The sequence below is a fragment of the Arthrobacter sp. lap29 genome, from assembly GCF_032458965.1.
In the GTDB taxonomy this organism is placed as follows: Bacteria; Actinomycetota; Actinomycetes; order Actinomycetales; family Micrococcaceae; genus Specibacter; species Specibacter psychrochitiniphilus.
The window spans coordinates 53,815-67,867 of record NZ_JAUCEK010000008.1; the positions used below are offsets into that span (position 1 = coordinate 53,815).

The window sequence follows — 14,053 nt, forward strand, 5'->3', positions numbered from 1 at the left end:
GATCGCTCCCTCATTTAGTGAGGGAGCGATTTGCATTAATGCACCAAAAGTGAGGGAGCGTTTCTGGGGGCTGGCGGTTGACTTGGCCACGTAGAATGATCTGGTGGCTAGCTCATCGACTGACAGTTTTGTCCATCTCCATACGCACACCGAATATTCCATGTTGGACGGTGCCGCCCGCCTGACCGAATTGTTTGACGAGGCCAAGCGGCTTGAAATGCCGGCCTTGGCCACCACCGACCACGGTTATTTGTTCGGTGCCTTTGACTTCTGGCGCAAGGCCACCGATGCCGGCATCAAGCCCATCATCGGGGTGGAAGCTTACGTCACCCCGGGCACGGCCCGTACCGACAAATCCAGGGTGAAGTGGCGTACCGAGGAGTCACAAAAGAAGGATGACGTCTCCGGCGGTGGTTTCTACACCCACATGACGCTGCTCAGCTACAACAACCAGGGCATGCGCAACTTGTTCCGGGCCTCCTCCTTGGGTTCCCTCGATTCACCCATGGGCAAATACCCGCGCCTGGACCGGGAACTGCTCAATGAGTATCACCCCGGATTGATCGCCACCACTGGCTGCCCCTCCGGCGAGGTTCAGACGCGTCTGCGGCTGGGTCAGTACAACGAGGCCAAGGCCGCCGCCTCCGAATTCCAGGACATCTTCGGTGCGGAAAACTATTTCTGCGAGCTCATGGACCATGGGCTGGACATTGAGCGCAGGGTCACCAAGGACCTGCTGCGCCTGGCCAGGGAACTGAAAATTCCGCTGGTCGCTACCAACGATCTGCACTACACGCATGAGCATGACGCCAAGGCGCACGAGGCCCTGCTGGCTCTCCAATCCGCCTCCACACTGACCGAGCCCACCTATGATCAGGGCGGCAAGCGCTTTGCCTTCAGTGGCAGCGGCTACTACCTGAAGTCCGCGGCGGAAATGCGCTCCCTCTTTTCCGAATTGCCGGAGGCGTGCGATAACACGCTGCTGATCGCCGAACGCTGCGACGTCTCCTTCAACACCAACGCCAACTACATGCCCAAATTCCCTTGTCCACAGGGTGAGGATGAGACCTCCTGGCTGGTGAAGGAGGTGGATGAGGGCCTGCGGTACCGCTACCCCTCCGGTATTCCCGATGACGTGCGCAAGCAGGCGGACTACGAACTCGACGTCATCATCCGCATGGGCTTCCCGGGGTACTTCCTGGTAGTGGCCGACTTCATCAATTGGTCCAAGGCCCAAGGGATCCGGGTGGGTCCGGGCCGTGGTTCCGGTGCCGGTTCCATGGTGGCCTACGCCATGCGCATCACCGACCTTGACCCGTTGCGTCACGGTTTGATCTTTGAGCGCTTCCTCAACCCGGAACGTGTCTCCATGCCTGACTTCGACGTGGACTTCGATGATCGGCGGCGCCATGAGGTCATCAAGTACGTGACCGAGAAGTATGGCGATGAGCGTGTGGCCATGATTGTCACGTACGGCTCCATCAAGACCAAGCAGGCGCTCAAGGACTCCTCCCGCGTGCTGGGCCACCCCTTCAGCATGGGTGAAATGCTCACGAAAGCGTTGCCTCCGGCCGTCATGGCCAAAGATATTCTGCTCAACGATATTGAAAACCCGGAGGCCAAGCGGTACGGGGAAGCCCAAGATTTCCGCAACCTGATCAACACTGACCCGGAAGCTGCAAAGGTCTTCGAGCTCTCCAAGGGCCTTGAGGGGCTCAAGCGCCAGTGGGGCGTGCACGCGGCCGGTGTGATCATGAGCTCTGATCCCATCATCGATGTCATCCCGATCATGCGCCGCATCCAGGACGGGCAGATCATCACCCAGTTTGACTACCCGACCGCTGAAGGTCTGGGACTGATCAAGATGGACTTCTTGGGGTTGCGCAACCTCACGATCATCACGGACGCGCTGGAGAACATCAAGGCCAACAAGGGCTTTGACCTTGACCTTGAAGGGTTGGAGCTCGACGACGCACCCTCCTATGAGCTCATGGCGCGCGGTGACACGCTGGGTGTTTTCCAGCTCGACGGCGGTCCCATGCGCGGGCTTCTCAAGCTCATGCGCCCGGATAACTTTGAAGACATCTCCGCTGTTCTAGCCCTGTACCGGCCAGGTCCCATGGGTGCCGACTCACACACCAACTACGCTCTGCGTAAAAACGGTCTGCAGCCGATCACGCCCATCCATCCTGAATTGGAGGAACCCCTCGCGGACATCCTCGGCGGGACGTATGGGCTGATCGTGTACCAGGAGCAGGTCATGTCGATTGCGCAGAAGCTGGCCGGCTACTCGCTGGGCCGTGCCGACATTCTGCGCCGGGCCATGGGTAAGAAGAAGAAGTCCGAACTGGATAAGCAGTATGCGGGCTTCCATCAGGGCATGTTGGACAACGGGTACTCTGACGCCGCCGTCCAAACACTGTGGGCGATCCTGCTGCCCTTCTCCGACTACGCCTTCAACAAGGCCCACTCGGCCGCCTACGGCGTCATCAGTTACTGGACCGCGTACCTGAAGGCACACCACCCGGCCGAATATATGGCGGCCCTGCTGACCAGCGTGGGTGATGACAAGGACAAACTGGCGCTGTACCTCAACGAATGCCGCCACATGGGCATTACCGTTCTTGCCCCTGATGTCAACGAATCCGCCTTGAACTTCACCCCGATCGGGACGGACATCCGCTTCGGTATGGGCGCCATTCGCAACGTGGGCGCCAACGTAGTCAACGGCTTGGTGGAGTCCCGGCGTGAACGCGGCAACTTTGAGAACTTCTCCGACTTTTTGATGAAAGTCCCCGCCGTGGTGTGCAACAAGCGCACCATTGAATCGCTGATCAAGGCTGGCGCCTTTGACACGCTGGGGCACGCCCGCCGGGCGTTGGCCATGATCCATGAAGAAGCCGTTGACTCCGTGATCAGCATCAAACGGAACGAGGCCGTGGGCCAGTTTGACCTCTTTGCCGGACTCGGTGGCGAGGAGGAGCCGGAATCAGCGCTCACCACCGAAATCCCGGACCTGCCCGAATGGGAAAAGAAGGACAAGCTCGCCTTCGAACGCGACATGCTGGGCTTGTACGTCTCGGACCACCCGCTGCGCGGTTTGGAAGGCGTCCTGAGCCAGAACGCTGACATGTCCATCACGGCGTTGCTCGGCGATGACGGGCCACAGGACGGGCACATCATCACCATTTCGGGCATGATTACCAACTTACAACGCCGGATTGCCAAGAGCAGCGGCAACCCCTATGCCCGCTGCGAGGTTGAGGATCTGGGCGGTTCGCTCGAGGTGATGTTCTTTGGCCAGACCTACGGTCCCATCGCCAACATTCTCGCTGAGGACCTGATAGTGGTGGTCAAGGGAAGGCTGCAAAAGCGTGACGACGGCGCCATCACCCTTAACGCCATGGAGCTCACCGTCCCGGACCTGAGCGAAGGCATGGCCGGGCCGCTCGTGATCTCTATGCCCGAACACAAGGCCAACGAACAAGTTCTCCAGGCACTGAAATCAGTGCTTAACGATCATCGTGGCAACACCGAAGTAAAGATGCACCTGGCTGGCAGCCGTTCCGTTAAGATCATGAAACTGCCTTTGCATCATCGGGTCAACCCCACGCCCTCGCTCTTTGGCGATCTGAAGGTGCTGCTCGGCCCCACCTGTCTGGAAGGCTAACCATGAATGAACCCACTGCCGAGGCGGCGCTTTCAAGCCCCCGGTCAGCGCAGCGAGCCCATGCCTCCGGCACGCTTTGGAGCAAAAGTAACAAGGCTTTTTGGCGGCGCTGGCTGGCCATAACCTTAGTGCTCGGGGCAGTCATGGGCGTTGCCTGGTTTGTTCTGGCGCCGGGAGGGGCCATCTACGGCGACGGCTCCGATTATGACAGCTGGTTTCCCAGGGACGCCGCCCTAGCACTGTTGATGCTGGTTGCGGGCGTGGTCGCCTCCGTGTTGCTCCTGCGCCAGGGCCGTAAGACGCCGCGGATCTGGACTACGGCTGCGCCCACGTTGGCCCTGCTGGTGGGTGCGCTAGCCGGGTCCGTGCTGGCCTGGCGAACAGGTGTGTTTGCGGGGGACCTCTTCCACACTCTGCCGGAGAATCTGGGCAACCCGAGCATTGTGTTCTCCCTGCGCTCACCTTCGGTCCTCTTGATCTGGCCCCTGACAAGCGCAGCGGTACTCTTCCTCACGCATTTGTTCGGCTACTACTTCGGCAAGCCCGAGAAACGAGAAGAAATGGAGCAGGGGGAAGAGCAGTAGCCCGGAACACACCCATGGCTCTCAACAGGTAAACTTGCGTGTTGTGAGCAACCATGAATCTTCTGTGACCGAACCCGCCATCAACAGTGGCGCCACATTCACTCTGCGACGAACGGATCTGCGTGGCCAGAGCCTTTCCGTAGCTGAGCTAAAGGGCGCAGTTCCCCGCACCGCCGCCTCCACCGTGAGCACGGCGGAAACCGCTGTGGAAGCCATCATTGCCGATGTCCGCCGGGATGGGCACGCCGCCTTGGCGGCGCTGGCCCACAAGTTCGACGGCGTCACCCAGGAACATCCCCGTGTCCCGGCCGGGGCGCTACAGAAGGCGCTGGAAACTCTGGACCCGGCCGTGCGTGCCGCCTTGGAGGAATCCATCGCCCGTGCCACAGCCTTTGCCCAGGCACAGAAGCCGGCAAACATTGACTTCCCGGTAGCCAACGGTGCCGTGGTATCCCAGCACTGGGTTCCCGTCTCCCGAGTGGGCATGTATGTCCCGGGCGGTCTGGCACCCCTGGCCTCCTCGGTCATCATGAATGCTGTGCCTGCTCAAGCAGCAGGAGTGGCTTCGGTGGCTCTGGCCTCACCGCCGCAGAAGAATAACGGGGGCCTGCCGGATCAGACCATCCTTGCCGCCGCCGCCTTGCTGGGCATTGACGAGGTCTACGCCATGGGCGGGGCCCAAGCAATCGCTGCATTTGCCTACGGCGTAGCCGCCGGAAGCTCGGCAACGGGGGGAGGAGAGGTCATCGAGCCCGTTGACGTGGTAACGGGTCCGGGCAACATCTTCGTGGCCACCGCCAAGCGCCTGGTCAAGGGCGTGGTGGGTATTGACTCAGAAGCTGGCGCAACAGAAATTGCCGTTCTGGCAGACCACACAGCCAACCCGATCTTTGTTGCCGCAGATCTCATCAGCCAGGCTGAACACGATCCCAACGCAGCATCGGTTTTGGTGACGACTTCCCTGGAGTTGGCGGACGCCGTCGAACGCGAGCTTCGCGCCCAGGTGGCACGCACGGCCCACAGGGAACGGGTCCAGACGGCACTTGGCGGCGTGCAGTCGGGGATTGTTCTCGTGAGTGATCTGGCGCAGGGTGTGGCCGTGTGCAACGCTTATGCGGCGGAGCACCTGGAAGTTGTGACGGAGAACGCTGTTGAGGTAGCAGCACAAATTTCCAACGCGGGTGCCATCTTCATTGGTGACTACAGTCCCGTGAGCTTGGGCGATTACTGCGCAGGATCAAACCATGTGTTGCCCACCAGTGGCACTGCCGCGTTCTCCTCGGGGTTGAATGTGACAACGTTCCTGCGTGCTGTCCAACTGATCAACTACAACAAGGACGCCCTGGCCGAGGTGGCCCGCCACGTCATCACGCTCTCCCAGGCGGAGGACCTGCCGGCGCATGGTGATGCCGTGGCAGTGCGTTTCCCCTAAGCAACTTTCTGAGGCTGCACCTCTGGACAGCAGGGGTGCATGTATGATAATTACACGATTGTCATTTGCTCTTGAAATGATCTTAGACTGGTGATTGACACGACCTGAAGGGGGTTGCATGTATTGCCCATTCTGCCGTAATCCCGATTCGCGTGTGGTTGATTCAAGACTGTCCGATGACGGCTCGTCCATCCGCCGCCGGCGTCAGTGTACCGAATGTGGCCGGCGCTTTAGCACCATGGAAACGGCCAGTCTGTCCGTGAGCAAACGCTCCGGGGTAGCGGAACCTTTTAGCCGCAGCAAGATCATCAGCGGCGTCCGTAAGGCGTGTCAGGGACGCCCCGTCACAGACGACGACCTGGCTAAACTCGCTCAGGAAGTAGAAGAGTCAATCCGGGCCAGTGGGGCAGCAGAAATTGATGCCAACAACGTGGGCCTGGCCATTCTGGAACCGCTACGCCGCCTTGACCTGGTGGCGTATCTGCGCTTCGCCAGCGTCTACCAAGCCTTCGAATCCCTGGCGGACTTTGAGGCTTCCATCGCCAAATTAAGAAGCGAGGATGCCAGCTAGAACCTGGCTTCGCGAGCAACAGCACAGCAACTCTCGCTAGAGAGTGGCCAGAGTGATCTGTGCCTCCTAGCGAGAGTTGCCTTTGTGCTCTGATCTTGCTACTTGATGAGTTTGAAGTACACGGCCGCTTGCAAGGCGCCGCCCACAATACCGGCGTTATTGGCCAGCTCGGCAGGGATGATCTTGGTGCGCAGCTTCAGTTGGGGAAGGTAGTCCTCGCTGCGCTTGGAAATGCCGCCACCAATGATGAACAGTTCCGGTGAAAACAAAAACTCCACATGGGAGAAGTAGCGTTGGAGCCGCACCGAGTACTCATCCCAGCTGAGCCCGTCCCTTTCCCGGGCGCTGGCCGAGGCCTTCGTTTCGGCGTCGAAGCCATCCAGTTCCAGATGGCCCAGCTCAACGTTGGGAATAAGCTTGCCATTGTAGATGAACGCGGAGCCGATCCCCGTGCCCAGCGTGATGACCAAGACGGTACCCTTTACGCCCTTGCCAGCACCGTAACGGGCCTCAGCCAAGCCGGCGGCATCGGCATCATTGATGACCTGCACATCACGGCCCAACTCCTGGGTGAAGATCTCATCCACATTGGCGTTGATCCAGGACTTGTCCACATTTGCTGCGGACAAGGAAATGCCATGGGCAATGATGGCCGGGAAGGTGATGCCTACGGGAGCATCAGCCGCTGGGGCGTGATCGCGCGAGGACAGCTCATCCACGATCTCCTTGACCACCTTCGCCACAGCCTGCGGGGTTGACGGGGCAGGGGTCAGGATCCGGAAGCGGTCCCCGATTACCTCGCCGGTGGAAAGATCAACGATTCCGCCCTTGATGCCGGTACCACCAATATCGACACCGATGGCAGTTTTTTTGGGTGAGTGCTTTTTAGACATGCAGGCTCCAAGGATAGAAATAAGGACGCGTTAGACGCCGGTGTTGGACCAAGACAATACTGCGGGAAGCTAAGGCATAGGTAATGCTACGGCAGGGTCAGGACTTCAGCGCCGGTGGCTGTAACTACCATGGTGTGTTCAAATTGTGCCGTACGCTTGCGGTCACGAGTGACCACGGTCCAATCATCCGCCCACATGTCCCATTCAATGGTGCCCAGTGTGAGCATGGGTTCGATGGTAAACACCATTCCCTCTTCCAGGACAGTGTTGTAGGCAGGAGCCGCGTCATAATGCGGAATAATCAGTCCGGTATGGAATGCCTCGCCCACGCCGTGACCGGTGAAGTCACGCACCACTCCGTAGCCAAAACGCTTGGCGTAAGAGGAGATGGTACGGCCAATGACGTTGATTTCCCTTCCTGGCGCCACGGCCCGGATGGCGCGGTTCAATGACTCCTGGGTGCGCTCCACCAGCAGACGGGACTCCTCATCAACATTGCCTACTGTGAAGGTGAAGTTGGTGTCGCCGTGGACGCCGTTCTTGAACGCAGTGATGTCAATGTTGATGATGTCACCGTCTTGGACCACGGTGGTGTCCGGAATGCCGTGGCAGATCACTTCATTGATGGAGGAGCACAATGACTTCGGGAACCCCCGGTAGCCCAACGTGGAGGGGTACGCCTGATGATCCAGGAGGAATTCGTGTCCTATCCGGTCCAGCTCATCTGTGGTCACACCGGGGAGAATGTGTTTGCCAACCTCCACGATGGCCGCTGCGGCAATCTTGCTTGAAATCCGGATCTTCTCCAGCGTCTGCGCGTCCTTGACTTCCGATCCCTTGAAGGGGGCCGGTCCGGCCTTGCCCACGTATTCAGGACGGGCAATCGAGAAGGGAACGGCTAGCTCCGGGCTGATGATCCCGGGTACCAGCTTGCCGATGGGCGCTGAGGTTGCTGTTGAAGACATAGGAACCATCTTACTAAATTTTTGCCCATGGACAGGGAGTGCGTAGTGCTCTCACCGTCCGCCGGCAGGAAAGACCTATGATGGCAGCAGTTGCAAGTATTCACACACAAGTATTCACACACAAGGCATGGAGGCCGTCATGGCACGCTATTGGTACAACGTACAAACACACGAGGTGGAAAAGGATGCCCAGTCAGGGTGGCAGTCCCTGATTGGTCCCTACGAAAGCAGGGAAGAGGCCGAGCATGCCTTGGCCAAGGTCCAAGAGCGCAATGCCGCCGCGGACGCCCTGGACGAAGACGAAGAAGACTAACTCTCTTCCGGCACGTCCCACAGCACCTTGTGGCCCTTCCCAGCCCCGGCCGGATGTTAGAAGGTGTGTTCCGGTCCGGGGAACACACCAGAGCGAACTTCGTCGCCATACTCGCGGGCGGCGTCAGCCAGAATGGTGCGCAGCTGGGCATACTGCTTGACAAACTTGGCCATCTTGCCGGTACGCAATCCTGCCATGTCCTGCCACACCAGAACCTGCCCCGTGGTGGTGTTGCCCGCCCCGATGCCCACAGTGGGTACGGAAACTGCGGCTTCCACGGCGGCTGCCGTCTCGGCTGGGACCATTTCCATCAGCACACAAAACGCGCCAGCGTCAGCCAGCGCTACGGCGTCGTCAATCATGGCCTGAGCCATCTCGCCGCGACCTTGCACGCGGTAGCCACCCAGGGTGTGCTCGCTTTGAGGGGTAAAGCCAATGTGCGCCATGACAGGGATGCCGGCCTGCGTCAGGGCGCGCACGGTTGAGGCGTAGTAGGCTCCGCCTTCCATTTTCACGGCGTGAACCAGGCCCTCTTTCATGAGGCGTACCGAGGATGCGATTGCCTGCTCGGGTGATTGCTCGTAGCTGCCAAAGGGCAGATCCGCCACCACCAGGGCGCGGTGGGCGCCAGCCGTCACCGCTCGGGAGAAGATGATCATTTCATCCAAGGTGATGGGCAGGGACGTTTCATTGCCCAGCACGTTGTTGGAGGCGGAGTCGCCCACCAGCAGCACTTCAATGCCAGCCTCATCAAAAATTTGTGCCGTGTACTGATCGTAAGCCGTCAGCATGGCAAATTTTTGGCCAGCCTTTTTTGCCGCCAACAGATGGTGTGTACGGATTTTCTGTGTGGTGACGGGGATGCCGCCGGGGGTAGCGGTCCGGGCAGCGGCGCCGGAACCGTAAGGAGCCGCCAGCTCGGCGGACGCGGGGGAATCAAACGCAGGGGAGTCAGGGGTGCTTGAGGGTGCCATGACCTCAGCTTATTACGATTACGGGTGTGGGATGGGCACCGGGCGCCACACTAGTTAGTAGAGTGAAGATTGCAGGGGACACACCTGCCGCAAACCCGTCCGCCACCTGCCCGCAACTGGTGCCAGGAGGTGCTGGTGCCAGAGGAAGAGGCCCGTACATGAACCGTCAACAGGAATTTGTGTTGCGCACCATTGAGGAGCGCGATGTCAGGTTTGTGCGGCTTTGGTTTACTGACGTTGTGGGCTCCTTGAAATCGGTGGCACTGGCCCCGGCTGAAGTGGAGGGCGCCTTCGAAGAGGGTCTGGGGTTCGATGGCTCCGCCATTGAAGGCCTGGCCCGGATCTTTGAATCCGACATGCTGGCCCAGCCCGATCCGTCAACCTTCCAAATCCTGCCCTGGCGCGGCAACGGCAAGACGGAACAGACCTCCCGCATGTTCTGCGATGTTCTCACTCCCGACGGCGAACCCTCCGCCGCTGATCCGCGCAACGTCCTGAAGCGAACCTTGGCGAAGGCCGCTGACATGGGATTCACCTGTTACACCCACCCCGAGATTGAGTTCTATCTGCTCAAGTCAGATAGGCCCGGACCTGACGGCATCCCCGTCCCTGTGGACCAGGCCGGCTATTTTGACCATGTGCCAGGCGGGGTAGCTCAGGATTTTAGGCGCACCGCCGTGACCATGCTCGAAGACGTGGGTATCTCCGTAGAGTTCAGCCACCATGAGGGCGGGCCGGGGCAGAATGAGATCGATCTGCGCTATGCCGACGCACTCCAAACGGCAGACAACATCATGACCTTCCGAACGGTGATCCGTGAGGTCGCCATTCAACAAGGCACTTATGCCACGTTCATGCCGAAACCATTCTCAGACCACCCCGGTTCCGGGATGCACACCCACTTCTCCCTCTTTGAAGGCGATAGCAACGCCTTCCACGAACCGGGCGCCGAGTATCAGCTCTCCAAGACGGCGCGGCAATTCATGGCCGGGATCCTCAAGCACGCCCCGGAATTCACTGCCGTGACCAACCAGTTCGTCAACTCCTACAAGCGGCTGTGGGGTGGCGGAGAAGCCCCCAGCTACGTCTCCTGGGGCCACAACAACCGCTCCGCCCTGATGAGGGTGCCCCTCTACAAGCCGGGCAAGGGGCAGGCCGCGCGCCTTGAATACCGCGGTATTGATTCAGCCGCGAACCCTTACCTTGCCTATGCGGTCCTGCTGGGAGCCGGGCTGAAGGGTATCGAGGAAGGTTATGAGTTGCCACCGGCCGCCGTGGAAGACATCAGTGCGTTGACGAGTGCAGAGCGCAGGCTCATGGGCCATGACCCGCTGCCATCCAGCCTGCATGACGCCGTGCGGCAAATGGAAGAATCAGAGCTCATGCCGGAAATCCTGGGTGAACAGGTCTTTGAAAATTTCCTGCGTAACAAACGTTCCGAGTGGCAGGAATATCGCCTCCAGGTGACCCCCTATGAGATCAACCGCTACTTGGGGGTGCTCTAACACACTGCCATGAGTTCCCTGACCCGCACCTTGATCTCACGTGGCTTCTCCGACCTTGAAAACTGTGAGAGGTTTCTAGGATTTAGCGAACTCGCAGACCTGGACCAGACACAGTTGCTGGACGCGCTGGCCATTGCCGACAACCCGGATATGGCGCTGCAGTCATTGGTACGGCTGCTCAGCCGTGCCCCGCAAACCCGGAGCCTGCTCACCTGCGTAGATCCTGACACGGGACGGACACTCTCCAACGCGCACTTGTTCAGGCTCCTCGGGGCATCGGAGTCATTGGCTGACTTCCTGATGCGGCACCCGGAACATCTCGAGGTGGTGGACCCTGCCCTCATGGGGCGCCCTGCCGCAGCAGATCCGGAGGTGCTGCGGGCTTCGCTGCTGCGCTCGGTGGGGGCAGAGCCCACGGCGGAGCGTGCCGTGGCGCAGATGTCCAAAAGCCAGGGGCGGATCGCCTTGCGAACCATGTACCGCAGGCACTTATGCGAGTTGGCGTTACGGGACCTGGCAGCGCCGTCGCCTCAGGCAGCCATGCCCCAAGCCGGAGCGGAGCTGGCGGATTTGGCGGCAGCAGCGCTCGAAGCCGCTTTGGCAGTGGCACGCAATGAGGTCGGGGCAGCCTTGGGAGCCGAGAAGGTGGCGGCTGTGCGGCTATCCGTGGTGGGCATGGGCAAATGTGGCGCCCGGGAGCTGAACTACATCTCCGACGTGGACGTCATGTACGTTGTGGCACTCGATGAACAGGCCGCCGGGGCGCAGGGTATTGATGAGAGCGAACTGGTCAGGGTGGGCAATGCCCTGGCAGGGGCACTCTCACGCACCATTTATGCTTCGGAACGTGAGCCGGGCCTGTGGGAAGTTGATGCCAATCTGCGCCCCGAAGGCAAGGACGGGCCGTTGGTGCGCACCCTCGAGTCGTACCTTGCCTACTACCACCGGTGGGCGCAAAGCTGGGAATTCCAGGCACTCTTGAAAGCCCGGACCATCGCCGGAGACAGGGCGCTTGGCGCCGATTTTGAGAACGCTGTGGAACCGCTGATCTGGAACTCCTCTGAGCGGGACGGCTTTGTGGAGTCCGTCCAGGCCATGCGACGGCGTGTGACAGCGAGTATTCGTGACGCGGATGCCGGACGCCAGATCAAACTGGGCAAGGGCGGCCTGCGTGATGTTGAATTTTCCGTCCAGTTACTTCAGCTAGTCCACGGTAAAACTGATCCGAGTGTTCGTTTGCGTGCCACCACTGCGGCCATTGAAGCGCTCACACATGCCGGATATATTGGCCGCACCGATGCCGCGCTGCTGCTCAATCACTACACATATTTGCGCGTGCTAGAACACCGGATTCAACTGGTGCATATGCGCCGCACGCACACCATGCCAACAGCGCCGGAGCAATTGCGCGCCCTCGCCAGGTCCCTGGAGGGGCCGCTGAGCATGAAGCGGCCCAGTGCGGATTCCCTCGAAGCTAACTGGTCCAAGGTTAAACGTTCCGTGAGTTCCTTGCATGAGCAGATTTTTTACCGTCCCATCCTGGCCACGGCTGCAAATCTCAGTGCAGAGGATGCCGCCCTGACTACCGACGCCGCCCGGGCCCGCCTTGCTGCCCTCGGCTACCGGGACACGGCGGGGGCAGTTCGGCACATCGAGGCCCTGACCGCCGGTGTGAGCCGCCGGGCAGCTTTGCAGCGCCAACTCCTGCCGGTTCTGCTCGGCTGGTTGGCCAACGGCGTTGACCCCGACGCCGGTCTGCTCGCCTTCCGCCGGGTGAGCGACGCGCTGGGAACCTCCCATTGGTACCTGGGCATGCTGCGCGATCACCAAGCGGCCGCAGAGCGCTTGTGTCACCTGCTTTCCAGTTCCCGCCTGGTCAGTGACCTGCTAGAGGTCTCACCGGAGGCCACCGCCTGGCTGGGCAACAGTAAAGAACTTGTTCCGCAAAGCTTTGAATCACAGTGGAGTGAAATTCAGTCAACGCTATCCCGCCATGGGGGAGATGCCGGTGCCATCCGGCTCATCCGCCTGCTGCGCCAACGCGAGATCCTGCGCATTGGCATAGCTGACAGCTGCGGGCTGCTGCGCCAAGACGCTGTCTCTCGGGCCTTGAGCGACGTGGACCGGGCCGCCGTGCTGGGCGCCCTCCTCGTGGCCGAAAATGAAATCTACGCTGGCACGCCACCGCTGACCCGCGTCCTCGTGGTGGCCATGGGCCGCCAGGGTGGACAAGAAATCGGGTACGGCTCAGACGCTGACGTCCTGTTTGTGCACCGGCCCGTTGACGGGCTGGCGCAGGACCGGATGGGGGAGGCCACGCAGCAGGCCAAGGCAATCGTTCAGCGGCTCACCACACTGCTGACGGCTCCTTTGAAGCCTGCCATCCAAGCCGAGCGGGTACTCACTGTGGACGCCGGGCTCCGCCCGGAGGGCCGCAACGGGCCCGTGGTTCGGTCACTGGAAGCGTACCGGGAATACTATTCCCGCTGGTCCTCCGCCTGGGAGGCTCAGGCCCTGTTGCGGGCGCTTCCCATGGCTGGCTCGGATGTCCTGGCACGCGATTTCATCTCCATGGTGAACCCCATCCGGTACCCACAATCCGTGCCGGAAATTAACCTTCGCGAAATCAAACGCATCAAGGCGAGGATGGAATCCGAACGGCTGCCACGCGGTGCCGATCCTGCCCGGCACGTGAAGCTGGGCCGGGGCGGATTGAGCGATGTTGAATGGTTGGTTCAGCTCCTCCAGCTTCAGCACGCCCACGCTCACCCCGAACTGCGCACCACCCGCACCATTGCGGCCCTCCACGCCGCTACGGCGCTGGGGCTAGTTGATGGGGACGATTCCGAGACCTTGGAGGCTGCGTGGCGGCTCGCGGGGAAGATCCGCAACGCCAATGTCATGTGGACCGGCAAGAATTCGGATCTGCTGCCCTCGGCCCGCCATGATCTGGAGGCGGTGGCTAGGTGGTGCGGCTACGAACCAGGCAACGCGGCAGCCTTCGAAGAGCACTATCTGGGGCTGACCCGGCGTGCTAGGGCCGTTTTTGAGCGGCTGTTCTACGGCTAACCCGATCCTGGCCTGAAGGGGCCTGTTCCTGGCCTGAGCGGAAGTGGCCGGAAGCGGCTTGAAGTGCGCCGGAATTG

10 protein-coding genes are annotated in these 14,053 nt (G+C 60.6%); 7 read left to right on the forward strand and 3 right to left on the reverse strand.

Going from position 1 to position 14,053, the window contains the following annotated elements; genetic code table 11:
- The first annotated feature begins 103 nt into the window (after positions 1–103).
- From dnaE to nrdR, 4 genes are all read left to right on the forward strand, one after another.
- On the forward strand, positions 104–3,670 hold the full coding sequence (gene dnaE / locus RY113_RS13880) for a DNA polymerase III subunit alpha (protein WP_315915034.1): 3,567 nt from the start codon (positions 104–106) through the stop codon (positions 3,668–3,670).
- Between the two features lie 2 nt (positions 3,671–3,672).
- Positions 3,673–4,254, forward strand: a complete 582-nt coding sequence (locus RY113_RS13885) for a hypothetical protein (protein ID WP_315915035.1) — start codon at positions 3,673–3,675, stop codon at positions 4,252–4,254.
- A gap of 34 nt (positions 4,255–4,288) precedes the next feature.
- A complete protein-coding gene (hisD, locus tag RY113_RS13890) occupies positions 4,289–5,686 on the forward strand; it encodes a histidinol dehydrogenase (RefSeq protein WP_396334246.1) in 1,398 nt (465 codons plus the stop codon).
- A gap of 118 nt (positions 5,687–5,804) precedes the next feature.
- Positions 5,805–6,257 carry a transcriptional regulator NrdR gene (gene nrdR, locus RY113_RS13895; RefSeq protein WP_110106053.1) on the forward strand — a complete coding sequence of 151 codons (453 nt, stop codon included), beginning with the start codon at positions 5,805–5,807 and terminating at the stop codon, positions 6,255–6,257.
- Between the two features lie 98 nt (positions 6,258–6,355).
- On the opposite strand, the gene ppgK is transcribed toward nrdR, so the two are convergent.
- Together ppgK and map are read right to left on the reverse strand one after the other, a co-directional pair.
- Positions 6,356–7,150 carry a polyphosphate--glucose phosphotransferase gene (gene ppgK / locus RY113_RS13900; protein WP_315915036.1) on the reverse strand — a complete coding sequence of 265 codons (795 nt, stop codon included), beginning with the start codon at positions 7,148–7,150 and terminating at the stop codon, positions 6,356–6,358.
- Between the two features lie 86 nt (positions 7,151–7,236).
- Positions 7,237–8,115: a type I methionyl aminopeptidase gene (map, locus tag RY113_RS13905; protein WP_110106055.1), complete on the reverse strand. Its 879-nt coding sequence runs from the start codon at positions 8,113–8,115 to the stop codon at positions 7,237–7,239.
- A 139-nt stretch (positions 8,116–8,254) separates the two neighbouring features.
- Here map and RY113_RS13910 point away from each other — a divergent pair, with 139 nt between their 5' ends.
- Positions 8,255–8,428 carry an SPOR domain-containing protein gene (locus RY113_RS13910; RefSeq protein WP_110106056.1) on the forward strand — a complete coding sequence of 58 codons (174 nt, stop codon included), beginning with the start codon at positions 8,255–8,257 and terminating at the stop codon, positions 8,426–8,428.
- A gap of 56 nt (positions 8,429–8,484) precedes the next feature.
- Here RY113_RS13910 and panB read toward each other — a convergent pair whose 3' ends face one another.
- Complete coding sequence (panB, locus tag RY113_RS13915; protein ID WP_315915037.1) at positions 8,485–9,402, reverse strand: 3-methyl-2-oxobutanoate hydroxymethyltransferase; 918 nt, start codon at positions 9,400–9,402, stop codon at positions 8,485–8,487.
- 158 nt (positions 9,403–9,560) lie between these two features.
- Here panB and glnA point away from each other — a divergent pair, with 158 nt between their 5' ends.
- Positions 9,561–10,907, forward strand: coding sequence for a type I glutamate--ammonia ligase (gene glnA / locus RY113_RS13920; RefSeq protein WP_110106058.1), 1,347 nt, complete (start codon positions 9,561–9,563; stop codon positions 10,905–10,907).
- Between the two features lie 9 nt (positions 10,908–10,916).
- Positions 10,917–13,976: a bifunctional [glutamine synthetase] adenylyltransferase/[glutamine synthetase]-adenylyl-L-tyrosine phosphorylase gene (locus tag RY113_RS13925; protein WP_315915038.1), complete on the forward strand. Its 3,060-nt coding sequence runs from the start codon at positions 10,917–10,919 to the stop codon at positions 13,974–13,976.
- Positions 13,977–14,053 lie beyond the last annotated feature (77 nt).

Excerpts from the sequence above, each read along its gene's own strand:
- panB (WP_315915037.1), bottom strand. The coding sequence starts at position 9,402 with ATGGCACCCTCAAGCACCCCTGACTCCCCTGCGTTTGATTCCCCCGCG.
- map (WP_110106055.1), bottom strand. The coding sequence starts at position 8,115 with ATGTCTTCAACAGCAACCTCAGCGCCCATCGGCAAGCTGGTACCCGGG.
- RY113_RS13925 (WP_315915038.1), top strand. The coding sequence starts at position 10,917 with ATGAGTTCCCTGACCCGCACCTTGATCTCACGTGGCTTCTCCGACCTT.
- glnA (WP_110106058.1), top strand. The coding sequence starts at position 9,561 with ATGAACCGTCAACAGGAATTTGTGTTGCGCACCATTGAGGAGCGCGAT.
- ppgK (WP_315915036.1), bottom strand. The coding sequence starts at position 7,150 with ATGTCTAAAAAGCACTCACCCAAAAAAACTGCCATCGGTGTCGATATT.
- RY113_RS13910 (WP_110106056.1), top strand. The coding sequence starts at position 8,255 with ATGGCACGCTATTGGTACAACGTACAAACACACGAGGTGGAAAAGGAT.
- nrdR (WP_110106053.1), top strand. The coding sequence starts at position 5,805 with ATGTATTGCCCATTCTGCCGTAATCCCGATTCGCGTGTGGTTGATTCA.
- RY113_RS13885 (WP_315915035.1), top strand. The coding sequence starts at position 3,673 with ATGAATGAACCCACTGCCGAGGCGGCGCTTTCAAGCCCCCGGTCAGCG.